Source organism: Staphylococcus sp. MB377 (assembly GCF_001922505.1).
GTDB lineage: Bacteria > Bacillota > Bacilli > Staphylococcales > Staphylococcaceae > Staphylococcus > Staphylococcus haemolyticus.
Genome location: NZ_MAON01000011.1, coordinates 425,741 through 449,448 on the forward strand (window position 1 = coordinate 425,741; position 23,708 = coordinate 449,448).

The 23,708-nt window shown below is 31.5% G+C and carries 27 protein-coding genes, 4 pseudogenes and 1 riboswitch; of the genes and pseudogenes, 16 read left to right on the forward strand and 15 right to left on the reverse strand.

From position 1 onward, the window contains the following. Nucleotides 1-45: 45 nt before the first annotated feature. A complete protein-coding gene (nfsA, locus tag BB045_RS04085; RefSeq protein ID WP_075140505.1) occupies nt 46-801 on the forward strand; it encodes an oxygen-insensitive NADPH nitroreductase in 756 nt (251 codons plus the stop codon). 82 nt (nt 802-883) lie between these two features. Here the strand turns inward: nfsA and BB045_RS04090 are convergent, their stop codons facing one another. From BB045_RS04090 to BB045_RS04105, 4 genes and pseudogenes are all read right to left on the reverse strand, one after another. After that, nucleotides 884-2,272, reverse strand: coding sequence for an L-cystine transporter (locus BB045_RS04090; RefSeq protein ID WP_075140506.1), 1,389 nt, complete (start codon nt 2,270-2,272; stop codon nt 884-886). Between the two features lie 440 nt (nt 2,273-2,712). Further along, nucleotides 2,713-3,211: pseudogene (locus BB045_RS04095) on the reverse strand (DNA-binding protein); the annotation flags it as partial. 118 nt (nt 3,212-3,329) lie between these two features. Next, nucleotides 3,330-3,998: a hypothetical protein gene (locus BB045_RS04100; RefSeq protein ID WP_075140507.1), complete on the reverse strand. Its 669-nt coding sequence runs from the start codon at nt 3,996-3,998 to the stop codon at nt 3,330-3,332. 148 nt (nt 3,999-4,146) lie between these two features. Next, nucleotides 4,147-4,554 (reverse strand): general stress protein, encoded by a 408-nt coding sequence (locus BB045_RS04105; RefSeq protein ID WP_075140508.1) that lies wholly within the window; start codon nt 4,552-4,554, stop codon nt 4,147-4,149. 217 nt (nt 4,555-4,771) lie between these two features. Further along, a riboswitch (purine riboswitch) is annotated at nt 4,772-4,874 on the forward strand. Between the two features lie 257 nt (nt 4,875-5,131). On the opposite strand from BB045_RS04105, the gene xpt reads away from it, so the two are divergent. The 4 genes from xpt to guaA all read left to right on the forward strand — a co-directional run bounded on the left by xpt (nt 5,132) and on the right by guaA (nt 10,198). Beyond that, nucleotides 5,132-5,713, forward strand: coding sequence for a xanthine phosphoribosyltransferase (gene xpt, locus BB045_RS04110; RefSeq protein ID WP_053026836.1), 582 nt, complete (start codon nt 5,132-5,134; stop codon nt 5,711-5,713). After that, nucleotides 5,710-6,978, forward strand: a complete 1,269-nt coding sequence (gene pbuX / locus BB045_RS04115) for a xanthine permease PbuX (RefSeq protein ID WP_016931192.1) — start codon at nt 5,710-5,712, stop codon at nt 6,976-6,978. Before xpt ends, pbuX begins: the two co-directional genes overlap by 4 nt. A gap of 38 nt (nt 6,979-7,016) precedes the next feature. Next, complete coding sequence (gene guaB / locus BB045_RS04120; RefSeq protein ID WP_075140509.1) at nt 7,017-8,483, forward strand: IMP dehydrogenase; 1,467 nt, start codon at nt 7,017-7,019, stop codon at nt 8,481-8,483. Nucleotides 8,484-8,656: 173 nt separating this feature from the next. Then, complete coding sequence (guaA, locus tag BB045_RS04125; protein WP_070581735.1) at nt 8,657-10,198, forward strand: glutamine-hydrolyzing GMP synthase; 1,542 nt, start codon at nt 8,657-8,659, stop codon at nt 10,196-10,198. A gap of 214 nt (nt 10,199-10,412) precedes the next feature. Here guaA and BB045_RS04130 read toward each other — a convergent pair whose 3' ends face one another. The 6 genes and pseudogenes from BB045_RS04130 to BB045_RS12365 all read right to left on the reverse strand — a co-directional run bounded on the left by BB045_RS04130 (nt 10,413) and on the right by BB045_RS12365 (nt 14,965). Next, nucleotides 10,413-11,387 (reverse strand): Abi family protein, encoded by a 975-nt coding sequence (locus tag BB045_RS04130; RefSeq protein WP_070678962.1) that lies wholly within the window; start codon nt 11,385-11,387, stop codon nt 10,413-10,415. A 3-nt stretch (nt 11,388-11,390) separates the two neighbouring features. Beyond that, nucleotides 11,391-12,605 (reverse strand): annotated as a pseudogene (locus BB045_RS04135) (tyrosine-type recombinase/integrase). Between the two features lie 21 nt (nt 12,606-12,626). Continuing rightward, a complete protein-coding gene (locus BB045_RS04140; protein ID WP_075140510.1) occupies nt 12,627-13,190 on the reverse strand; it encodes a hypothetical protein in 564 nt (187 codons plus the stop codon). 48 nt (nt 13,191-13,238) lie between these two features. Beyond that, complete coding sequence (locus BB045_RS04145; protein WP_075140511.1) at nt 13,239-13,871, reverse strand: hypothetical protein; 633 nt, start codon at nt 13,869-13,871, stop codon at nt 13,239-13,241. 283 nt (nt 13,872-14,154) lie between these two features. Beyond that, on the reverse strand, nt 14,155-14,289 hold the full coding sequence (locus BB045_RS12360; RefSeq protein ID WP_256722956.1) for a hypothetical protein: 135 nt from the start codon (nt 14,287-14,289) through the stop codon (nt 14,155-14,157). A 508-nt stretch (nt 14,290-14,797) separates the two neighbouring features. Next, nucleotides 14,798-14,965, reverse strand: a complete 168-nt coding sequence (locus BB045_RS12365; RefSeq protein ID WP_256722957.1) for a hypothetical protein — start codon at nt 14,963-14,965, stop codon at nt 14,798-14,800. 370 nt (nt 14,966-15,335) lie between these two features. Here BB045_RS12365 and BB045_RS04160 point away from each other — a divergent pair, with 370 nt between their 5' ends. Beyond that, nucleotides 15,336-15,902: a terminase small subunit gene (locus BB045_RS04160; RefSeq protein WP_075140513.1), complete on the forward strand. Its 567-nt coding sequence runs from the start codon at nt 15,336-15,338 to the stop codon at nt 15,900-15,902. Nucleotides 15,903-15,968: 66 nt separating this feature from the next. Beyond that, the gene (locus BB045_RS12370) at nt 15,969-16,091 is read left to right on the forward strand and encodes a hypothetical protein (protein WP_256722958.1); all 123 of its coding nucleotides are present in this window, start codon (nt 15,969-15,971) and stop codon (nt 16,089-16,091) included. A 264-nt stretch (nt 16,092-16,355) separates the two neighbouring features. Here BB045_RS12370 and BB045_RS04170 read toward each other — a convergent pair whose 3' ends face one another. Both BB045_RS04170 and BB045_RS04175 read right to left on the reverse strand, forming a co-directional pair. Beyond that, the gene (locus BB045_RS04170) at nt 16,356-16,790 is read right to left on the reverse strand and encodes a DUF1433 domain-containing protein (RefSeq protein WP_075140514.1); all 435 of its coding nucleotides are present in this window, start codon (nt 16,788-16,790) and stop codon (nt 16,356-16,358) included. A 44-nt stretch (nt 16,791-16,834) separates the two neighbouring features. After that, complete coding sequence (locus BB045_RS04175) at nt 16,835-17,194, reverse strand: DUF1433 domain-containing protein (RefSeq protein WP_305954599.1); 360 nt, start codon at nt 17,192-17,194, stop codon at nt 16,835-16,837. 111 nt (nt 17,195-17,305) lie between these two features. On the opposite strand from BB045_RS04175, the gene BB045_RS04180 reads away from it, so the two are divergent. The 8 genes and pseudogenes from BB045_RS04180 (at nt 17,306) to BB045_RS04200 (ending at nt 20,421) form a co-directional block, all read left to right on the forward strand. Then, complete coding sequence (locus tag BB045_RS04180; RefSeq protein ID WP_075140516.1) at nt 17,306-17,563, forward strand: hypothetical protein; 258 nt, start codon at nt 17,306-17,308, stop codon at nt 17,561-17,563. A 4-nt stretch (nt 17,564-17,567) separates the two neighbouring features. Further along, nucleotides 17,568-17,704: pseudogene (locus tag BB045_RS12580) on the forward strand (DUF1433 domain-containing protein); the annotation flags it as partial. Nucleotides 17,705-17,777: 73 nt separating this feature from the next. Then, nucleotides 17,778-18,395 (forward strand): stage II sporulation protein M, encoded by a 618-nt coding sequence (locus tag BB045_RS04185; protein WP_075140517.1) that lies wholly within the window; start codon nt 17,778-17,780, stop codon nt 18,393-18,395. 200 nt (nt 18,396-18,595) lie between these two features. After that, nucleotides 18,596-18,703, forward strand: a pseudogene (locus BB045_RS12375) (terminase small subunit); the annotation flags it as partial. Between the two features lie 148 nt (nt 18,704-18,851). After that, complete coding sequence (locus BB045_RS12380; protein WP_256722959.1) at nt 18,852-18,974, forward strand: hypothetical protein; 123 nt, start codon at nt 18,852-18,854, stop codon at nt 18,972-18,974. Between the two features lie 170 nt (nt 18,975-19,144). Continuing rightward, nucleotides 19,145-19,330 (forward strand): hypothetical protein, encoded by a 186-nt coding sequence (locus BB045_RS12385; protein WP_075140518.1) that lies wholly within the window; start codon nt 19,145-19,147, stop codon nt 19,328-19,330. A gap of 80 nt (nt 19,331-19,410) precedes the next feature. Next, nucleotides 19,411-19,557, forward strand: a complete 147-nt coding sequence (locus BB045_RS12135; RefSeq protein ID WP_176745857.1) for a hypothetical protein — start codon at nt 19,411-19,413, stop codon at nt 19,555-19,557. Between the two features lie 432 nt (nt 19,558-19,989). Next, nucleotides 19,990-20,421, forward strand: a complete 432-nt coding sequence (locus BB045_RS04200; protein ID WP_178377502.1) for a GNAT family N-acetyltransferase — start codon at nt 19,990-19,992, stop codon at nt 20,419-20,421. A 6-nt stretch (nt 20,422-20,427) separates the two neighbouring features. Here the strand turns inward: BB045_RS04200 and BB045_RS04205 are convergent, their stop codons facing one another. The 3 genes from BB045_RS04205 to BB045_RS12540 form a co-directional block, all read right to left on the reverse strand. After that, nucleotides 20,428-20,856, reverse strand: coding sequence for a GNAT family N-acetyltransferase (locus tag BB045_RS04205; protein ID WP_070442233.1), 429 nt, complete (start codon nt 20,854-20,856; stop codon nt 20,428-20,430). A 33-nt stretch (nt 20,857-20,889) separates the two neighbouring features. Next, nucleotides 20,890-21,249: a DUF1304 domain-containing protein gene (locus tag BB045_RS04210; RefSeq protein WP_037551719.1), complete on the reverse strand. Its 360-nt coding sequence runs from the start codon at nt 21,247-21,249 to the stop codon at nt 20,890-20,892. Nucleotides 21,250-21,622: 373 nt separating this feature from the next. After that, the gene (locus BB045_RS12540) at nt 21,623-21,685 is read right to left on the reverse strand and encodes an alpha family phenol-soluble modulin (RefSeq protein WP_089046351.1); all 63 of its coding nucleotides are present in this window, start codon (nt 21,683-21,685) and stop codon (nt 21,623-21,625) included. Between the two features lie 516 nt (nt 21,686-22,201). Here BB045_RS12540 and BB045_RS04215 point away from each other — a divergent pair. Further along, on the forward strand, nt 22,202-23,701 hold the full coding sequence (locus BB045_RS04215; protein WP_070442230.1) for an NADH dehydrogenase subunit 5: 1,500 nt from the start codon (nt 22,202-22,204) through the stop codon (nt 23,699-23,701). Nucleotides 23,702-23,708: the final 7 nt, after the last annotated feature.

Below are 23,708 nucleotides of genomic sequence, written 5' to 3' on the forward strand. Positions count from 1 at the left end.
ATAAATTGTTACGATGTAATAAATAGACTTGAAGGAGAAGATACCATGTCAGACTATGTTTACGATTTGATGAAAAAACACCACTCAGTGAGACAATTTAAAGATAAAGCACTAAGTGATGAAACAGTTCAAAAGTTAGTAGAAGCAGGGCAAAGCGCATCAACGTCAAGTTACTTACAAACATACTCAATTATAGGTGTAGATAATCCTGAAATTAAAAAACAATTGAAAGAAGTTTCAGGACAGCCATATGTTGTCGATAATGGCTATTTATTTGTATTTGTTTTAGATTATTATCGTCATAATTTAATAAATGAAAATGTAGACTTTGATATGCAAACGTCTTTTGAATCGGCAGAAGGATTATTGGTAGGGGCTATTGATGTGGCATTAGTTTCTGAAAATGTTGCTTTAGCTGCTGAGGATATGGGTTATGGTACTGTTTACTTAGGTTCACTACGAAATGATGTTGCGCGTGTCAAAGAAATTTTAGATTTACCTGAATATGCTTTTCCATTATTTGGAATGGCTGTTGGCGAGCCAGCAGATGATGAAAATGGTGCACCTAAGCCACGTTTACCGTTTGAGCATGTATTCCATAAAAACGTTTATAATAGCAATGCTAAAGAACAAAGAGAAGCTATTCAGAAATATGATGAGAAAATCAGTGAGTATTATAAAGAACGTACGAATGGAAAGCGTCAAGAAACATGGTCACAACAAGTTGCTGGGTTCTTAAGTGGTAAAACACGTTTAGATATGTTGGAAGAGCTAAATAAATCTGGGTTAATGAAAAAATAAGCTATTAATAAAAAAGCGTAGCTAATGGTTACAATTGTTCGAAATAAACATTGTAATGTTTTAGCTACGCTTTTTTTAAATATTAATTTGTTGATAAATCTCCATATTCATTTGAATTGAATTTATCTTTATCCATATTACCTGTAAGTTTTGCAGTTCCAGTACCTGCTAATATTGAATCATTAACGTTAAGGGCAGTACGTCCCATATCGATAATTGGTTCTATTGAAATAAGTACCCCTGCAAGTGCAACTGGTAGATTTAAAGTTGATAATACTAAGATAGATGCGAAAGTTGCACCACCGCCGACACCAGCTACACCAAATGAACTGATTATAACAACGCCAATTAATGTAAGAATAAATGGTAAATCAATATCTACATTTGCAACTGGTGCTACCATAATGGCTAACATAGCAGGATAAATTCCCGCACAACCATTTTGACCTATTGATAAGCCGAATGATGCTGAGAAATTAGCGATACCATCTGGTACACCTAATCGTTGTGTTTGAGTTTGAATGTTTAAAGGTAATGCACCAGCGCTTGAGCGAGAAGTAAATGCAAATATAAGCACTTCTAAAGTTTTCTTAACGTAACGCACTGGATTGATTCCCATTACTGCTAATAATATTAAATGGATAATGTACATTGTGATTAATGCTGCATAAGATGCAATCATAAATTTACCTAATGTCCATATCGCTTGAAAATCACTCGTAGCGATTGTAGATGCCATAATCGCGATGATACCATATGGTGTTAGTCTTAAAACGAATGTAACGATAGACATTACTAATGCGTATATAGCATCGATACCGCATTTTAACAAACTACCACTTTCTGGTTGTTTGCGAGCAACACGTAAATATGCAAATCCTACAAAGATTGCAAAGATAACCACTGCAATTGTAGAAGTTGTTCTCTGACCAGTGAAATCTAAGAATGGATTGCTAGGTAATAATTCAAGAATTTGCTGTGGTAACGTATTAGCAGTCAGATCTTTAGCTTGGCTACTAATTTCGCTTCCTCTTGAGTTTTCTGCACTACCTAAATCAATGCTTGAGGCATCAAGTCCAAATACAATGGCATAAAAAATTCCTACTATAGCAGCAATAGCTACAGTACCAATTAAAAACATAAAAATATAAGTACCAATTTTAGCGAATTTGTCACCAATTTGTATTTTACTGAATGCTGACACAATTGAAATGAATATAAGTGGCATTACAATCATTTGTAACAAAGCCACATAGCCGTCTCCCACAATACTAAACCAGTCAGTAGTTGTTTCAAGTACTTTGGAGTTTGCTCCATAAATAAGATGTAACGCTATACCAAACACAATTCCCAACCCTAATGCGGTAAATACTCTTTTAGGGAATGAGACGTGCTTTCTAGCCATTATGAATAACCCAATTAAAAACAATATCATAACGACAATATTAATAACTGTAAAAAAAGTCCCCATAATTAGTCTCCTTTGAATATTCTAATTCCGACATACTTAATAAGGATAATACTATTTATTTTATATTTCAATAGCTTGGAATAGAAAGTATAAATTATAAGTTTTTGAAAACACACAATAGTTAATTGAATTAAAATAATTTAAAGATTTAAATCGTTAATCATATTAATTATAGAAACGAAAAAAGGTGAGACAATGAATTCAAAATGAATTCTGTCTCACCTTTGTATAAAGAGTTAGTATTGCGACAAATAGGTCTTGTTACCAATCATTAAATAATTGAAATCTTTATAAATTAAATAATCTCGCAAAGAAACCTTTATTCTCATCATTAGGTCTATTAAGAGAAGATTGTGTTTTAATATCTTCTTTTAATGTATCGATAGATTGTTGATTATTATCATTAATTTCTTTAACTAAACTATTTTTAGTGTATTCAGATTGCTCTTTTTGAGCTGTTTGGATGGCTTCTTGTGAATTTTGAATAGCCAATAATGATTGATTGTGAGTATCTAATTTTTCAGTGATTTGATTTTGAAGTTCTTTTAATTCCGTTTGTTGTTGGTGAACTTGGCTAATCATTTGACCGAGCATTTGACGTTCTTCGCGCATTTTTTGAATTTCTGTGCGTAATTCTTCTACCAATTGTGTAGCACCTTGATCAGCAGGTAGTTGTTCATTATCTTCTTTGACAATCACTTGTAAGAAGTCTTTTTCTTTTTCAAGCTCTTCAAAAGCTAAATCATAACTATTCGTTTGTTTTACTTTTTCAGCGATATCTTGGAAAAGTTCGATATCTTCTTCTTTAAAGTCAGTAGCTTCACGGCCACGGTATTCTGTCTTACTAAGTTGATAGCCACGTTCTTCTAAGTGTTGGACTATCTTACGGACTTGTTTTTCACTTAGTTCGACACGTTGAGCGAATTCTTTGGTTAACATAGCTGAAAGTCCTTTCGTTCTTTGATTTATGTACACTGACGTTTGTCTTCTGTCAGTGAAACGTCAGTCTAACCTCAAATATTAGTTTAACCCTTTATATCGCTCATTTCAAGTGTTCCTAATGGGGTAGGCGTAAATTCATTTTGACTAATAAAGGATAAATAATATCTCGAGAAATGCCGTTAGCAAACACATATTTTAAAATGTAATTTGATTTAACACTTGCTGGATAGATATCTTTTGTTAATTCTATATTTGATTTAATGAATAAGTCTACTTTAAAAGGCGAGTCAATTTTTGAATAGTTAGGATGTATATAATCAATTTCACTTTGTCGTTCAAAGCCGTTTGATAATAATAATTGTTGGCGTTGAGTTAAAGCTTGTTGATTGATGTCTTTTAATGGATGATCCGTCTTAGGAACTTCCACCATTACAAAATTAATATCACGAGAATGAACTTTATTAGAAAGTTGATTTAATTGATGTTCTATTTCTTTAAGTGTATTAATTAGGACATCTTCATAATCTGGTGTATCATTGGCGATTAAATGTATTAAAAATGCCGAATTTGTTGTTGCTTCATAATGTGCCGTTGCTAAACTAATAATCTCATCATCTTGTATGCCCACAAGAAATGCGTAATCATTTTTGGTCTTATTATTTTTTAAGGATCTTTCAATAATATAGCTATCTTCATAGAAATTCACATTTAATTGTTGATTATAAAAAGTGATTGCCTTGTCATAATATTCATCTTTTATTGATTGAATTACGTGAAAATTCATTATGTCACCCCCACGATAGTTTGTTTAAGTATAGCATATTTAAACATTTTGACGTCATTGTTAAAAAGATATTGAGATTGAAAAAAACCGTAAAATGAACTTAAAACTACGTTCATTTCACGGTCTCAAAGTTTAAAATGAATATTGATTATGATTTAGGACCTTTAGATTCATTTGCATAATGTGTAATATCAATTTCTTCATAAGCTGAGTTATTTTCCTCAACTTCGTCGTGTGAAGAGTTATCTTTGTTGGCAATTACTAAAAATTTACCATCTAAAATATCTTTTTTGTATTTTTCTGTTTGCTCTTCAGATAATTCATAACGAGCTAAAACGGCTTCTTCGCCATCCTCACCAGTTAATAATTTAGACATACGGTCACTAAAAGATCCACTTGTAGCAATTAAAGTAACTTGAGAATCATGTAAATCATCTAAATGTAATTTACTTTTACTTAAAACGACTAATTCATTTTCTGAGTATCCTTCAGCTTTTTTCTTATTAATAACGTTATAAATCTCATCTTGCTTGTCTAATACGGTAAAATCTGCCATATTAATCGCCCTCCATCTTTTCGTCCTACTTTTAATAAAAATATACCCTTAAGAATATTTATAAAACTCAACTATAGTTATTATATAATTAATTAAGAATGGTTTACAAATAGTGATGAACAATATTTAGTTAAACGTTTACACTTGAAAATATTATTATGAAAGGGCTTGTAACAATTTCTATCATATTGAAAATAAAGCAAAAGTTTGGTATTATCGTTAAATAATTTATATCACTCATATAATCTAAAGAATATGGCTTTAGAAGTTTCTACCATGTTGCCACAAACGACATGACTATGAGTTCAGACTCAATACATAAAAGAGCAAGTTTTATTTAAATAGCTATCTAGAATACTATATAAAAGTTGTTTAGCTTTGGAGGTTGTATATACACCCACTTCATCCTATGAGGTAAAACAAATTTAAAATTATAAAGTGTTTGAAGAAGAATATATTTAAATATACGGCTTCTTGAAATTTCAAAATACTATGTATTGCCTGTACGCTCATGGATCCTGAAACTTTTTCGCAAAGTTTGAGGCTTTTTTTGTATACAAATTTAGGAGGTTTTGACGTGGAATCGCTTAGACAGAAAGTCAAAAAAGATGGCGTAGTAATTGATGAAAAAATATTGAAAGTGGATGGTTTTTTAAATCATCAAATCGATGCAAAATTGATGCATGAAGTAGGCAAAACATTTTATGAGCAATTTAAAGATAAAGGTGTCACAAAGATCTTGACAATCGAGGCTTCAGGTATTGCTCCAGCTATTATGGCATCTTTACATTTTGATGTTCCTTGTTTATTTGCTAAAAAGGCTAAACCAAGTACGTTGAAAGATGGCTTTTATAGTACCGATATTCATTCTTTTACAAAGAATAAAACAAGTACGGTTATTGTTTCGGAAGAATTTCTAAATGAGAATGATACGGTTTTAATTATTGATGATTTCTTAGCCAACGGTGATGCTTCACTTGGGTTATATGATATTGCGCAACAAGCTAAAGCTAAAACGGTTGGTATTGGTATTGTTGTTGAAAAGAGTTTCCAAGATGGTAGACAAAGATTAGAAGAGGCAGGTTTAAACGTTTCTTCATTATGTAAAGTGGCTTCATTAAAAGGAAACCAAGTGACACTACTAGGTGAAAATGAATGAAGACGTTCATTTTAAGTTTACAACACTTATTAGCAATGTATGCCGGAGCGATATTAGTACCAATTATTGTTGGTACCAGTCTTAAATTTACGCCGGAACAAATTGCGTATTTAGTCACAGTGGATGTTTTTATGTGTGGTGTAGCAACATTTTTACAAGCTAACAAAGTGACAGGTACAGGATTACCCATTGTACTAGGATGTACATTTACTGCGGTAGCACCTATGATTTTAATCGGTCAAACGAAGGGCTTGGATGTGCTATATGGTTCATTGTTTGTATCAGGTATTTTAGTTGTTATTATTGCACCATTCTTCTCTTATTTAGTTAAATTCTTTCCACCTGTCGTAACTGGAAGTGTGGTTACAATTATAGGAATTAATTTAATGCCAGTAGCAATGAATTATTTAGCTGGTGGAGAAGGTGCTAAAGACTATGGAAATCCTAAAAATTTAATTTTAGGAGGCGCTACATTAGTCATTATTCTTATTTTACAAAGATTTACGAAGGGGTTCTTAAAATCCATTGCGATTTTAATCGGACTAGTTGCAGGTACAATATTGGCAAATGTTCTTGGCTTAGTAGATGTTAAGCAAGTGGGAGAAGCCCATTGGTTAGGAATACCTCAACCATTTCGCTTTTCTGGTTTTGGTTTTGATTTAGGTGCGATACTTGTATTTACAATTGTAGCCATCGTAAGTTTAATAGAATCGACAGGTGTATATCATGCACTAAGTGAAATTACTGGTAAAAAGTTGGAAAGAAAAGATTTTCGTAAAGGTTACACTGCGGAAGGTCTTGCTATTGTATTAGGATCAATTTTTAACTCATTTCCTTATACGGCATACTCTCAAAATGTTGGACTAGTATCTTTATCAGGTGCTAAGAAAAACAATGTCATTTACGGCATGGTTATTTTACTTTTAATATGTGGTTGTATTCCTAAATTAGGTGCATTAGCTAATATCATCCCATTACCTGTATTAGGCGGTGCAATGATTGCAATGTTTGGTATGGTTATGGCTTATGGTGTTAGCATTTTAGGACATATTGATTTTAAAAATCAAAATAATTTACTAATTATTGCAGTATCCGTAGGTTTAGGTACAGGCATTAGTGCAGTACCTCAAGCATTTAAAGCGTTAGGTGAGCAATTTGCTTGGCTAACTCAAAATGGCATTGTACTAGGTGCTATTTCAGCAATTATTCTTAATTTCTTTTTTAATGGTCTAAAGTATAAACAAAGCGAAGAAAATGTGAAATAATAGAAATAACTATATTAAAAATGGAGGCTGTATTATCAATGTGGGAAAATAAGTTTGCTAAAGAATCTTTAACGTTTGACGATGTTTTATTAATTCCAGCTGCATCAGATGTGTTACCTAGTGATGCTAATCTTAGTGTTGAATTATCAGAACGAATTAAATTAAATATTCCAGTTATATCAGCTGGTATGGATACAGTAACTGAGTCTAAAATGGCAATCGCAATGGCACGTCAAGGTGGTCTAGGTGTCATTCATAAGAATATGGGCATCGAAGAGCAAGCTGAAGAAGTTCAAAAAGTTAAACGCTCAGAAAACGGTGTAATTACAAACCCATTCTACTTAACGCCAGACGAAAGTGTGTATGAAGCAGAAGCTTTAATGGGTAAATATCGTATTTCAGGTGTACCAATTGTTAGTGATAAAGAATCAAGAGAGCTAGTAGGTATTCTAACTAATCGTGATTTACGTTTTATTGAAGACTTTTCAATCAAAATTTCTGACGTTATGACTAAAGAAAACTTAATTACAGCTCCTGTAGGCACTACATTAGATGAAGCCGAAACAATTCTTCAAGAACACAAAATTGAAAAACTACCTTTAGTTGAAAATGGTCGTTTAGAAGGTTTAATTACAATTAAAGATATTGAAAAAGTGCTTGAATTCCCTCACGCAGCAAAAGATGCGCATGGACGTTTACTAGCTGCTGCAGCTATCGGTACATCTAAAGATACAGAAATTCGTGCTCAAAAATTAGTCGAAGCTGGCGTAGATGCATTAATTATCGATACAGCACATGGTCACTCTAATGGCGTTATTCAAGAAGTTAAAAAAATGAAAGAAAAATATCCAGAGATTACAATCGTAGCTGGTAACGTAGCCACTGCTGAAGCTACACGTGCATTGTTTGAAGCTGGTGCTGACGTCGTTAAAGTTGGTATTGGACCAGGATCAATTTGTACAACACGTGTCGTAGCTGGTGTAGGTGTGCCTCAAATTACTGCGATTTATGATTGTGCTACTGAAGCTCGTAAATTTGGTAAAGCAATCATAGCGGATGGTGGTATTAAATTCTCTGGTGACATTATTAAAGCATTAGCTGCTGGTGGACATGCAGTAATGTTAGGAAGCTTATTAGCTGGTACTGAAGAAAGCCCAGGCGCAACTGAAGTATTCCAAGGCAGACAATATAAAGTTTACCGTGGTATGGGTTCTTTAGGCGCTATGGAAAAAGGATCAAACGACCGTTACTTCCAAGAAGACAAAACGCCTAGAAAATTTGTCCCTGAAGGTATTGAAGGACGTACTGCATATAAAGGTCCTTTACAAGATACAATTTATCAACTTATGGGTGGCGTAAGAGCTGGTATGGGTTATACAGGTTCACCTGATTTAAAAACACTACGTGATGAAGCACAATTCACACGTATGGGCCCTGCTGGTTTAGCAGAAAGCCATCCACATAACGTACAAATTACAAAAGAATCACCAAACTATTCATTTTAATTTAAATCAAGTGTGATGAAGTCAATTTGTTAGAAAGAATGGGGAGCACTTTTCATTTTAAATGTGATTGTCATAGAGGTTGTTCACTTTTAAGAAGAATCTAAAAGCAATGCATTGTGGGAAGTGTCTCTCTATTATTTACATAAAATTCAATTAAAAGGAGATTCACAATTATGGAAATGGCTCAAGAGCAAGAGTTGATTCTTGTCTTAGACTTTGGTAGTCAGTACAATCAATTGATTACGCGTCGTATTCGTGAAATGGGCGTATACAGTGAATTACATGATCACGAAATTTCGGTTGATGAAATTAAACGTATGAATCCTAAAGGTATTATTCTTTCAGGTGGTCCGAATTCAGTATATGAGGAAGGTTCATTCACTATCGACCCTGAAATTTATAATTTAGGCATTCCTGTACTAGGTATTTGTTATGGTATGCAGTTGACGACTAAACTTTTAGGCGGAAAAGTTGAACGCGCTAATGAACGTGAGTATGGTAAAGCAATTATTAATGCAAAATCAGATGAGTTATTCTTTGGGTTACCAGCTGAACAAACTGTATGGATGAGTCATTCTGATAAAGTAATTGAAATTCCAGAAGGATTTGAAGTTATCGCGGATAGTCCAAGTACAAGTTATGCAGCAATTGAAGACAAAGAACGCCGAATTTACGGTGTTCAATTCCACCCTGAAGTACGTCATACAGAATACGGTAATGATTTATTAAGAAACTTCGTACGCCGTGTGTGTGTATGCACAGGCGAATGGACAATGGAAAACTTTATCGATATCGAAGTTGAAAAAATCCGTAAACGCGTTGGAGATCGCAAAGTATTATGTGCGATGAGCGGGGGCGTAGACTCATCAGTTGTAGCTGTCTTATTACATAAAGCGATTGGCGATCAATTGACATGTATCTTTGTTGACCATGGTTTGCTTCGTAAAGGCGAAGGTGACATGGTTATGGAACAATTTGGTGAAGGTTTCGATATGAATATTATTCGTGTGAACGCACAGGAACGTTTCATGGATAAATTAAAAGGTGTATCTGATCCAGAACAAAAACGTAAAATTATTGGTAATGAATTTGTATATGTGTTTGATGATGAAGCGGCAAAATTAACTGATGTTGATTTCTTAGCACAAGGTACGCTTTACACTGACGTCATCGAATCAGGTACTAAAACTGCACAAACTATCAAATCTCACCATAACGTAGGTGGATTACCTGAAGATATGGAATTTGAACTTATTGAGCCGATTAACACGTTATTTAAAGATGAAGTGCGTGCATTAGGCATAGAATTAGGCATTCCTGAACATTTAGTGTGGAGACAGCCTTTCCCAGGTCCAGGTTTAGGAATCCGTGTATTAGGTGAAATTACTGAAGATAAATTAGAAATCGTACGAGAATCAGATGCGATTTTACGTGAAGTTGTACGTGAGGAAGGTCTTGAGAGAGACATTTGGCAATATTTCACAGTACTTCCTGGCATTCAATCTGTAGGTGTTATGGGAGACTATCGTACGTATGATCATACTGTAGGTATTCGTGCAGTTACATCTATTGACGGTATGACAAGTGACTTCGCCCGCATTGATTGGGAAGTCCTACAAAAAATCTCAAGTCGTATCGTAAACGAAGTAGACCACGTTAACCGCGTAGTCTATGACATCACTTCTAAGCCACCAAGCACTATAGAGTGGGAATAATAACATAAAATGAAGAAACCTCTTAGGCATAGGCTTAAGAGGTTGTTTTTATGATTTTTAAATTAAAAAAAGGGCATAATGTGAAAAAAACTTGATTTTAAGCATAAAAAAAGAGGCAACCGTCGCAACAGTTAACCTCAGATACACTCCGCAGATGTGTACCGCTATTTGCATATTATTATAATACTTATATATGACTTTTACAATAGAAAACTTATATGTAGGTTTTTATTTCAGTTAATTTTCTTCGCACATCTGTACCAATGATTTTATCATAGGTTGATACATTTAATTTTAAACGTAAAGTGTTTAATTCTAATTCAAAGCCTTTTATTAAGCGTTTTAATTCAGTTTTAGAGTACCCTAAAGAGCAGCCAATTAATACTATTACAGCTAAATAATCAACTATTCTATCAAAATTCAAATCTTTAACTTTCATTTTTATATTAAAATATTCAGTTAGTTGATTGCCTACATTACTTTCTTTAAATCTACAATCATATAAAACACCATTATGTGCAATTGCATTTCTTAACCCTTTTAAGCAATCTATTAGATCACCGATTAATCTGTCATTTTTATCAAAAGAAGAATGATAAAGTTTTAAATCTTTAACTATTTGTAATTTAACTTCAGAATTCATGCACCTTACAAAAAATACTAAATTCCCTAATGTGAAAAGTTCAAAAACAGCATATAGAGGTACTGAACGATCATTATAAATAAAATGATGAATGTAAGGTTTAGAAGTGAAATTGTTGTGTAATTTCTCATAAATATCGTTACGCAATTTCATAGTGTTTTTAAATTTGTCTTTGTATTTAGTAGAACCTGGTCGATATTTTTTATAATCGGTTAAAATATTGTTAAACACTTTATCTAACTCAAAGCCAGCTTTTTTATGAATGATTTCTAGTAGTCTGTTTTTGATAGAAGTTTCAATATACATAATGTGTTTATAAAATAATGATTTAATATTTGTATCAAATTCGTATAACGCTACTATCTCATCAAAATTTTTAAAGGATAAGGAATTTTTGCTATTTTGGAAGAAACTATATCCTTTGTAACCATGAAAGTAACCTATGTTTAATAATTGTTTCTTTTGCTTACTTCCATTAATTTCAATATTTTTATTGTCTCTAATATGTCTCATTAAACCATCAGTAGTTTTAGGTTTCTTATTCACGCTCTATATACCTACCTTTTCCAACTTACTCATCATATCTTTATCCATTTGCTCAGTTACATGACTATATATCTGTAATGTTTTTTTATGGTCTGTGTGACCTACACGATCCATTATTGCACGCAGTGATACACCTAACTGTGATAATAAGGATATGTGACTGTGGCGCATGGTGTGGGTTGTCACATGCTTTTCTATCCCTATATTTTGTGTAGCTATTTGTATGTTTCTGTTTATTGATGTGAGAGGTAGAGGGTTGCCTCTATGACTTGTAAATATGAAACCTCTATCAATATACATGTTTTCCCATTGTATCGCTCTCTTATTTTCCAACATAACCTTACGCAAAATATCGCAACTTCTAGTAGTTAAAGATATAGTTCGATATGATGATGTTGTTTTTGTAGTATCTTTGAAACCTATTTTGTTACCATCTTTACGCCAGTGTATAGTACCATCAATGAGAAGTTTCTTATTTTCAAAATCAATATTATCAGGTTGAATTGCTAAGAGTTCGCCAATACGCATGCCATTTAATGCTTGAAATTCAACTATATAAGCAGTAAATAAGTATGATCTTTTCATATAACTAGCACGCTTTTTATTTGCTATGCGTTTTAATTCTTCAGCAATAGCCAGAATTTCATTCATTTCTAGGTAATTCTCACGTTTAGCTTTAATTTCTTCTCTTGTAGTCGCTTTTTTAGGCATAACAACATCATCTATGTATGATATATCAGTGATGTTATATTTCTTTTGAGTATATCAAAGTATATTTTTGATGATACTTAAATCGTCTTTAACTACTTTATGGCTTAGTCCATCTTTTAATGATGAGTTAATTAAATCTTGTATAACTTTAGCATTCATATTTTGAACAAGAATATCTTTGTCTATATTTCTTTTGATGTGAGCAACCTTATAGCTTTTAGTAGTAATAGTTGACTGTTTAGATCCAGATATTATTTTGTAATGTTCAAACCACTCATCACATGCAGCATGGAAAGTTAGCGTCTTGAGTGTAGTAGGCGTCTTGTCATTTACCTTTGCCTCTATACGCTCATTTAAACGCTTTTGAGCCTCTTTCTGTGATTGCTTACCATTCTTATTAAGTACCACGCTAACACGTCGCCATTTGTTTGTGAGAGGGTCTTTATACTTCTCATAAAAGCGATATTTAGTTTCACCATGTTTATTAGTAAATTTCTCATGCCACATGTGAGTAGGCCTCCTTTTTACTTAATCTTGTGGTCCATATTGATTTTCTACTGCTTGATTTAAAATTTCGGAAGCTTGTTTATCTCTCTCCATTGCTTCATCTTCACTAATCAAGCCATTTTCATAATCTTCACTAGCTTGTCTTTCGATTTCAGTTTTACGTTGCAAAGCTTCAGAAACTTCACCATGTATATACTGATCATCAATCTCTGTATTTTTAGGTAACTTTACATTTTGATTAGGTTGTTGAGATTGATTATAGCTTTGGTTATTTTGCTGTTGTTGTGGAGTTTGTTGAGCGTTATTAGCTTGTTGTGTTTGCTGTTGCTCTTGAGTTGCAGTTTCTTGTGTGTCTTGTTCTTCAGTAGAGTTATCTTCTTGGATAGACTTGTTATCTTCATTCTCTTGGGATTTCTTTTCTTCTTTAGACTTTTTATTCTCTTTAGTTTTCTTATCTTTTTTATCATCAGTTTTCTTTTCAGTAGTGCTTTCTGACTTTTTACTTTCATCTTCTTTAGTGTCATCTTGGCTACAAGCACTTAATATAAGTGTAGCTGCAAATAATGTTCCTAGTAATTTTTTCATATGTATTCTCCTTTAATTAAAGTAAGGGTAGGCGGACTACCCGTAAAATTATTGTGATGGTGTATTTTGCACTTCTTGTTGTCGTTTAGCCCAACTTTCATAACCTTCGTTTTTACCTACCCAGATTGGACCACCTACATGAGCGTTTGGATCGTCCCAAACCTTTTCGCTTGCTTTACGAGCCTCCTCGTACTCTGAACGCCCATATCCCATTTGCGACTCATCATGCGTAGTAGGTTTGTTTTTATTCCATTCATTTATTTGTTCTTGTGTCATATAACCGTTATTATTTTGTGCTTGATGGTTATTGCTTTGTTGTTGATTGTTATTTTGTTGAGTTTGATTATTGTTACTTTGTTGTTGGTTATTTTGTTGTGTATCTTGAGCTTGTTTGCCTTGTGTTCGTTCATTATTGATATTGTTATCTTGTGATTTACCATTATCATTTTTAGATGTGCTTTGAGATTCATTGCTATCTGAATTAGCTTGTTGCTTATCTTCACTAGAGTTATTCTTTGAATCTTTCTTATTATTTGCTTTCTCATCTTTATTCTTTTTAGGGTCATTCGATTTTTTATGTTCGGACTGTTTGTTATCAGCTTTATTCGACGTATCCCCGTCTTGACCACATGCACATAGCACCAATAAACTTGCAAATATTAAAAATAACACTTTTTTCATTAGTTATTTTCTCCTTTGATTATATATTTATATTAAAGCGCCACTAGGACGCTAAAAGATAAGTTTTATATTCCTAAATAATGCGAAGATAAATACTGCACAAGGTAACCCATTAAGCAAAGCGTCCCAATTGCAATAAAAATAATAGATATAGTTCTACAGTTATTTTTATAATATAAACCTTCGTTTTGAGCTAAAAAGAAACTAAATATATACAAAAAGGCACTTATTAAAAATATAATAATGATGAGTATTAACATAAAATCCTCCTTTATTTATATTATTATTCTTTCTCCAATCCTATAATTAGCATTATCACTACTGAAATAAGCATGAACGGTACAAAAATAGAAGTTACTAAAAACCCACCAATCATGATTAGGTAAAATTCATCAATCTTGTAGTTACCGAATTTCATAATATCTCTCCAATATGTATTATTTTTCTTTTCTATCTTTTGGTTTAAATAACTTGTTAAATATTGGCGAAATTATATTTATAAATAGACTTGATATTGTTACAGTCACTTCTAATGTTTTAATTATAATTCCTGTGAGTATTTCCATTTCTAAACTTCTTTGTCCCCAATACACGCTACTTAATTCACATCTTACTATGTATCTCACGATCTTAAAATAGGGCGTACATGTGCTGGGACACGTAGTAATTTGATTGTTTTATATAATTTATTTGAAAATTATAAACATTACTCTGTTTCATATAAAAATTTATATAAGGCGTCATCTTGGCTACAAACACTTAACACAAGTGTAGCTGCAAATAATGTTCCTAGTAATTTTTTCATATGTATGCTCCCTAATATAGATTACCTTTTATATTCATTTTTCTATGGTGTATTAGACATTGTTCGATAGAACCACCACCTTAATTGAATAAATTGAACTTTATTTATAATGTATTTTTTATTAATAATCGTCTAGCTTATTCATAATATCTTTATTTTTATCATCAAATTCTTTTTCTTCTTTTTCGCTATGTTCAAAACTACTTCTTGTTTCTTTTTGAATATTAATTTTATTTTCAAAATAATTATCTAAAATATTTTCAATATTTTTTCTATCCATCTCTGACAAAAGAATTCTTTTATAGAACTTATTATTATTAGTATCTTTTAAGTGGAAAGATAAATCATTTGCTGGTATTGAAAGGTATAGTGTTTTCTTTTCATTATTTTCTAAATATGATAGTTCAAATGGTTCTGCTATTATATTTAAATTAATGTTGAAAGTATCGATGTAGTAGACGCAGGACAGCAGGCGTTTTTTAATGAGTTAGATCAATATATATACGCAACATGTACCAGTAGAGAACACATGCTATTTATGATGTTGTGTGAAGGATATTCACAGAAACGGATAGCAGATATATTTATGGTTACTGTTAGTAGAGTATACCAAATATATTCAGATCTATTAGATAAATTAGAAAATAAGGAGTGATAAAATGCACGATTTAAACCCAAGACAAGAGAAATTTGTTCATGAGTACCTAAAGACGCTAAATGTGACACAAAGTGCAATTAAGTCTGGATATAGTCCACATACAGCACATGTACAGGGTAGTAGACTGCTCAAGAATAAAAAGGTGGCTCAATACATTAATGAACAGCGTTCTAAACTGATTGATGAGAATGTACTTAAAGTAAATGAATTACTACATATCCTAAGTAATGCAGCAGTAGGTGATGAAACTGAAGTACGTGAAGTCGTTGTTAAACGTGGCGAGTTTCAACGCAACCCAGATACCGACAGAATGAACCTAGTTTACAATGAGCATGTAGAACTTGTAGAAGTACCTATTAAGCCTAGTGACCGATTACGTGCTAGAGATATGCTAGGTAAGTATCATGGTTTGTTTACAGATAAATTTGATGTAAATATGGCTACACCAGTATTCATTGATAGTATTGGAACAAATGAAGAAGAAAATAAAAGAGAATTAGAGAAATTAAGTAAAGAGCATCCTAATGCAGTATTTCATATTGATGATATAGGTGGATTTGAGGAATAGAATACGCTCATAAAATGATTAATTATACAAAAAACATGGTATTCATATAGTAAAGGAGAATGCTATATGGAGATAATTGGTAAAATAATAACTTTTGTCATGAGTACATTTTCAAACCTAGTAGGTACTAGTTCCTTAATTGATGATGTTAAAAAAGGGTTCAAAGAAATTTTTAAAAAAGATAGTTAGTAATACACCCATCAGCAGAAGTGTTGGTGGGTGTTTTTACATTAAATAGAGGTCAATAACATAAATAGCTACGGACACACCAATTTTCATTAATATAGGTGAATGGAATGAGGAAGATGAAGAATTAGACAATGGGGTAAATAAAGTAGCAGACGAACATCCAACCAGACCGGTATTTGTTGATGATGTATCGTTGGAGGACTAATAATGAAATTTAAAAGCACTAACTATTCATTAGGTTGAGTAATTAGTGCTTTTCTGATGTTAAAAGCCCCAAATTAGAGGAGGGTCTGCTTCATAGTCGTTTTTATTAAGGTTTTCTTTTTTTATAATATCATTTGGTGTTAATTTATCTTTAGCATTTTTTTCTTTAAAAAGTTTCCCTACGCCGTCTGTGTCATATCCTATGTCTCCAGTAAACTGATGATTATCTGCACTTGATATATAGGCCTCAAACTCTAAAGTTTTATCATCATTAATATAACCATCGATAAAGTATCCTTTCATAGGACTCTTTTTGAAATTGTTAATTTTCATAGTTTGATAATTTTTTAGATTATGTTTGAAGTATAAATCTATACGCTTTTTTTGTGTCGTAATGTAAGTATCTTTTTTATTTTTGTGAGAAAGATATAGTCCGACTACGAGCAATAGTACTATGATAGAAATAAGGACGAATATTTTATTTTTATTTCGCATGAAATCTCCTTTGAAAATGAGTAGATGACAATTGTTAATGCGCCTTAGAAGCTAAATATAATGGGTGGGTCAGCTTTATAATCATTTTCATTTAAGTTTTTTTCTTTGATGATTTGGCTAGGGAATTTATCAGGTTTGCTTTGTGATTTGAACATATTCGAAAGTTTTTCGGATATACCAATTTGGTTGTCAAATTGATAATTACTAGAGCCATCCATAGTAGCTGTAAAATATAATTTTTTATCATCATTAATATATCCTTTAATTAAATAAATCGTTATTGGATTTTGTTCAGTTTTTGTTATTTCTATCTTGTGGTAGCTACTAACATTTTCTGCGAAATACATTTCGATACGCTTTTTTTGTATATCTATATAGTGTTCACGTTTTTTTTCATGTAGCACATAGAAACCTCCAATTATAAGTGTTAAGATTATGAAAAATGATATGGTGAACAATATAATTTTATTATTCTTGAACATAAGAACCTCCCCAAATAAAGGATGTTAAATACTATGAAAATTAACGATAACACTAAGTTGAAGCTTTCTGAAAGTTCTTATCAGAACTATAACATTGGACGTCAGATTAGCGCTCCAAAAGGTGAATTTGAAGTCATTGAAAAACGTGATGACACTCAAAATGGTCTACGTGCTTATGCCCATGCACCAATGGTTAATGGAAAACCAGACACGAATAATATTGTGATGGGTTACGCTGGTACAGACACTCTTAGTATGAAGATTGTCTGTTATTTTACCTCAAAGGAATGATTATTTGAATAAAAAAGTAATATTAATATTCATTATATTAATTAGTATAATATTCATTGTTGGAGGCGTATATTTTAAAATGAAATATGATAAAAAAAAGAAGAGGAACAACAATATTATAATGAACAGAAAGAAAGGATAAATTATATGAATATTTATATAGATATCCTATTTTAATTAATGGACAATATTATCTATAAGGAGATCTGTAAATATGGAAAATTTAAAATTAACCTCGTTCATTAAAAGAGCAAATAAATTTATGATATTTAATCTTATATTAAGTGTTTTAATAGGTGTTATTTTTTTTATTATCGGTATGAGCATTAATGATTTTAGTGATTATCCTAATTTAAATTTAAATAATAAAGTTGATAACAGTTTAAATGGTTTAATAGAAATTTTTTGTAACAATGCGTTTATAATGCCACTTACTTCGCTTATCATAGCTCTTATACCTATACCATACTTGTATTTGATTCCATCAATATCAACAATATTTTCTTTGAGTATGGCTATTGGTATTCAATTTGCCTATAAATTTAATGAGGGTACAGTGTTGTTAATAGGTATATTACCACATGGATTACTAGAAATTTACATAATGAGTGTATTATTATCTTTATTGTTTGCACTTAATAAGTATATAAGAAATAGTTTAGTTAATTTATTTAAGAAGAATAAAACGTATTTACCAAAATTTCTTAACGTAATTACATCAATTTGTAAGTGTTATTTATTAGTAATGTTACCACTTACCTTTATATGTGTATTAATCGAAGTATTTATTACACCTAATTGGTATCAATTTTTGAAAAATATACTAATATAATTCAGTAGACAACAAAAATATGAGCAATTAAATGTTTCGCTTTAAAGTCACATAGACGTGGCGTTTTTTACGCTGAGAAACGCCTTGTATAACTATGTGTTTAAAGTGATTGATAAACGCTCTGTAATATTCCTATTAAACATCAATTTATGCAACATTTCAGTAGTTTTAAAAAGTGTATGAAGTAAGGTGTATCAAGTGCTCGAGATATGTTGGGTAAATATTATAAATTATTTACTGACAAGCAAGAAATTACATATTGTAATTTTGAAATTAACATAGGTGAGTGGGACGAAGAAGTGGAATAAATACCAAAATATATACAGATAAGGTGGATGTGAGCATGGTAGCACCCACATTTATTGATAATATAGGTGGATTTGAGGAATAGAATACGCTCATAAAATGATTAATCATACAAAAACATGGTATTCATATAGTAAAGGAGAATGCTATATGGAGATAATTGATAAAATAATAACTTTTGTAATGAGTACATTTTCAAAACTAGTAGGTACTAGTTCCTTAATTGATGATATTAAAAAAGGATTCAAAGAAATTTTTAAAAAAGATAGTTAGTAATACACCCATCAGCAGAAGTGTTGGTGGGTGTTTTTAAGTATTGTTGTTACATTTAATAATGTTCATAAGGCGCTTAGGCACTTATAACTAACAAGTAGGCAATATAATTTGTATAAGAACTATGTTAATATAAAACTAAATTTCATATTATGTTAGGAGTGCTTATTTTGAATAAAAACACAGTGTTGGATAAGGGTTATTTTATAGCGACTATCTTAAACGTTTTCTTTTTACTTGGACTTATTTTTATAATGAAAACAGAGAATTTATTTATCCTAATACCTTATGCAATCATAATGGTGTTAAACGCTGGATATATAGTCGCTAAAGCGATGAAAATTAGGAATAACTAAAGTAATTAAAAAGATCAACTGATTAATAGGTTAATAGGGTTTGAGTTAGAGAGATTAGAATAAGAAGAAGGTGGAAGACAATGAAGAAAAAAGATTTGAAAATTTTAAAAATTACATTCTCTAGTTTAGCAGCTATTTTATTTTATATTTCTGGATTATGGATTATTAGTGCATTCTTTGCTTTGTTGTCATTGTATTTTATGGATGGAAAAGGTATGAGAAAATAAACACAATACTTTATAAGACTACTCTAACCACTCGCACATGTCACTGGGTGGTTATTTTTTATGTATAGAATTAAAAAATTGATAAAAAAGATTGTCAAAAGGGACAATTGTCTTGTGTGATGCGTAGTTTAGTAAGAAGGTGGCAAAAATTGAACTGTTTAGAACGGAAAGAAAAAGGAAACACTCCTAAACGATAAAATACGTAATTTTAAGGGCAAAAAAAGGGCATAATTTTGATAATAAGGGCAAGGGTATGAACAAGAAATCATCTTTAAAACGCTCATAAACTCCTATATAATAGTGTTTTGAAAACTTATGAATGTTCATAAAATCAGATTTAGGATTGAGTGGGAATAAAGGACAATAAATAATTATAGGTTAGAAACACTTTTTGATAGGGTTTCTAACCTTTTTATTATGTGAGATTATAAAATGAAACTAAGTAAAATCGAGCTTCAAGAAAAGGATTATCCTAAGGCATTGGCTATTTGGGAGCGTTCAGTTATTGCTACACATGACTTTTTAAAAGAGAAAGATAGAGTAGAACTTAAAAAGGAAATCCCAATATACTTCCCGCATGTTGAGGCATATTTGTGGTTTGATGGTGATGATGTCATTGGATTTTCAGGGACTAATGACGCTAATTTGGAAATGTTATTTTTAGATCCTAAATACTTTAAACAGGGTTGTGGCACGGAAATACTACAAATTTTAATTCAAGAGCATAAGGTTCAATATGTGGATGTAAATAAAGATAATCCCAATGCCTTGTCATTTTACCTTAAAAATGGATTCAAAAAATATAATGAATCTGCAAAAGATGGACAGGGTAGGGATTATCCAATCATACATATTAAATTGTAAACTGTTTTATTTCTTCCATTGCATTAGTAAGTTTGTATGGTTTGTTTTATCAACACTGGACTCCATTTTTATAAATCCTAAACTTTCATAAAAATGAACAGCTCTATTATTTTGTTCAAATACTTTTAAAGATAAATGATTGTATTCTGATTGTAAATGTTTGATGAGAGCATGACCTATACCTTTATTACGGTATTCTTCTTTCACAAACAATCCGGCTATATAATTATCTCTTAAGCCACAGAAAGCAACTATTTGTTCATTTGCCTTATACACATAAACATCGGCATCTTTAAGTGAATCAAGCACATTACTATAGTTGTCTATCCAGTAGAAACTATCAATAAAGGTATGTGTATCTAAATTTGCATTAAGCCAAATGTTTCCTAATACTTTTATAGTTTTACGATTTTTCTTTTTTAAATGTTCTATCATAGCAGACACCAACTTTGCTTGTTTAGTAGATAACTAAAGTAATAAAGAGATTAAAGCTAGAATTGGAAGGGTTCCTTGTTTAAGGAAAATACTAATATGACTCGTTAAGCCACCGTAAATAGCTACTATAATGGTGTAAATTAGAATTGGAATGCATAGTTGTTTAGGAGCACTACTGAAAAAAAGACCATAAATTAGAAGTAAACCAATCAAGCCATTATACACTCCTTGGTTCTTAAGAAGGGTATTTATGTTTTTATTATTGAGTTGACTGACAGTAATACCGAAGACTTTGCTCGTTCTATCGGAAGTCGTTGCTATGGTCTCTAAATACATAATAAATAGAAATTCAATCGCTACAAGTAAAATGAGTATTATGGATAGTATATGAATTTAAATCAGTCCTTTTTTGTAAATTATAAATTGTATTTTTATGTGCGTCTCTATTACTTGTTTGATTATTACCCTAATTTTAGTAGTATTTGTGTGAAATAGAAGTTTTAATAAGAAAAATTCACTAAATATTAACTTATTTTAAGCTTTTGAGAAAATTTTCGAAATATTTTTAAGCGTTTTCACAAAATTGTTACATGCATGACCGTTAAAATATGTTACTTTATAGTTAAACAAATAAATTCATTTTATCCACTGACGTTCAATCTTTATATATAGGGATTGAGCGTTTTGTTTATGGGCACAAAAAAAGAGTGAAATCATCCGATTTCACTCTTTTTTATATGGAATGTTTATGTGCGTAATGCGAGACTTATTTTTTAGTTAAGTCGATGATGAATTTAACAAGTTCAATAATACCAGAAATGATTCCCATTTTGAGTACCTCCTTATTAAATGTTAAATAAAGTATATCGTGACTTTGAGAGGATGTGTTTGATAATTCTTAACTCGATGAAAGCGTTTCGTATTCGTTAGATTTCAGACAACTTAACACGATAAATTATGCCTATCTGAAAGATTGAAGAGTAACGTGTTATTAAATGTATGAAAGAACTTCCAATTACTATAATATATTGACTTTTTAGCAATATTTTCATATATTGTATGTATTACGATGATTTTTACATAGGTGTTTATCAAGCATTTGTGCAAGGATTTTCAATATCCATTGTTCATTTGAAGGATAAGGCATATGTTCAACCATACATATTAGGTAGCTTGAAAAAGCATTTTTACATATTAAGTAAATGAGTTCTCATAGAAACCTACAATAGTTAGTAAATATCTGATACCTAAGGATAAAACTAGACTATTGTAGGTTTTTTCTTATATTGTTAATAGTATAAGGAAACTTTTTGTTGAAATAGATTGAAGACATGGAGGAGCGGCAATGTTAAGTTCTGGTTTTTTACTAACATTATTTTTCGTAACGCTTGTCATTGCAGTGTTAAGTGGTTTGATTTTTTTAGTGCCATCGGTTCCTGTAAAATACATACGTTTACATTTAACTTTACTTCTATTACCTGTCATTGTAGGAGTAATTGGATTAATCACTATTAATGGCAGAGAAGTTATAGGTATCTTTGCACTAGATAAACTAGCTTGGTTAGTAGGTGCCTTTGTGTTAGCTTTAGGTTTTATTATTCAGAAATTTTCTGCACGTTACTTATTAGGCGATCGTAATTATCGTAAATACTTCCCGTTATACACATTTACAACAGTATTTGCGTCTATTGGCTGGTTAAGTAATGATTTACGCTTGATGGTTATTTGTTGGGGACTAACATTATTTTGTCTAACACAACTTATACGACTAAACCGTTCTTGGAAAGTGCCGGCTGAAGCAGCAAAAGTATCTGCGCGTTCATTTATCATTGGATGGGTTGCTTTATTATTAGCTGTAGTTGTATTTTTCATCGGTACTGGCGATTGGGTTATCGATCCATCACAAGATTACGATGTTTCAATGAGTTATGGACTGAAATTAATTGTAGATTTATTACTTGTTATTGCTGTTATTATCCCAGCAGCACAATATCCATTTCAAAGTTGGTTAATTGAGTCTGTTGTAGCACCAACACCCGTATCTGCAATTATGCATGCTGGTATTGTAAATGCTGGTGGTATTATTTTAACGCGTTTTTCACCAGTATTTGATAATAATATTGCATTAACGTTATTACTTATTATTTCAAGTATTTCAGTACTTATTGGATCAGGAATTAGTTTAGTGCATGTTGACTACAAAAGACAACTTGTTGGTTCAACAATGAGTCAAATGGGTTTCATGCTTGTGCAATGTGCTTTGGGTGTTTATTCTGCTGCGATTATTCACTTGATTTTACATGGTGTATTTAAAGCAACGCTATTTTTACAATCAGGGTCAGTTGTTAAACGCTTTAATATTCCGACACCACCAAATGTTAAGCGTTCTTATGCTTGGACAGTATTAGGAAGAACATTAGCCGTTGTTATTGCTATTACCTTCTTTTTAACAAGTTCGCATACACCTTACACATTAATTAGCGCCTTTATCCTAGCATGGTCATTATCTGTATCGTGGAATCAAATGGTTGCACTAAATAGAGGTATGATGGGAAGAGTAATTGGTATTGCGATGCTTATCATTGTGGCACTCGTTTACGTTGTGACACATGAAGTATTTGTTAATATTTTAAATAGTGTATATATGGTAACGCCACATCCACCATTAATTAGCGTTATCATTTGTGTGGCCATTCTAGTATTAGGTAGTATCTTTAGCATTTGGGTAGCACGTCGTCGTTCATCAACAGCTTTCGCTAAAGTATATTTATGGCTTGTAAAAATTGGAGAAGCAAAATTTAAATCGGTTGAAAGTCATCCGAACTACTTAAAGAATTATTTATAAGAGGTGA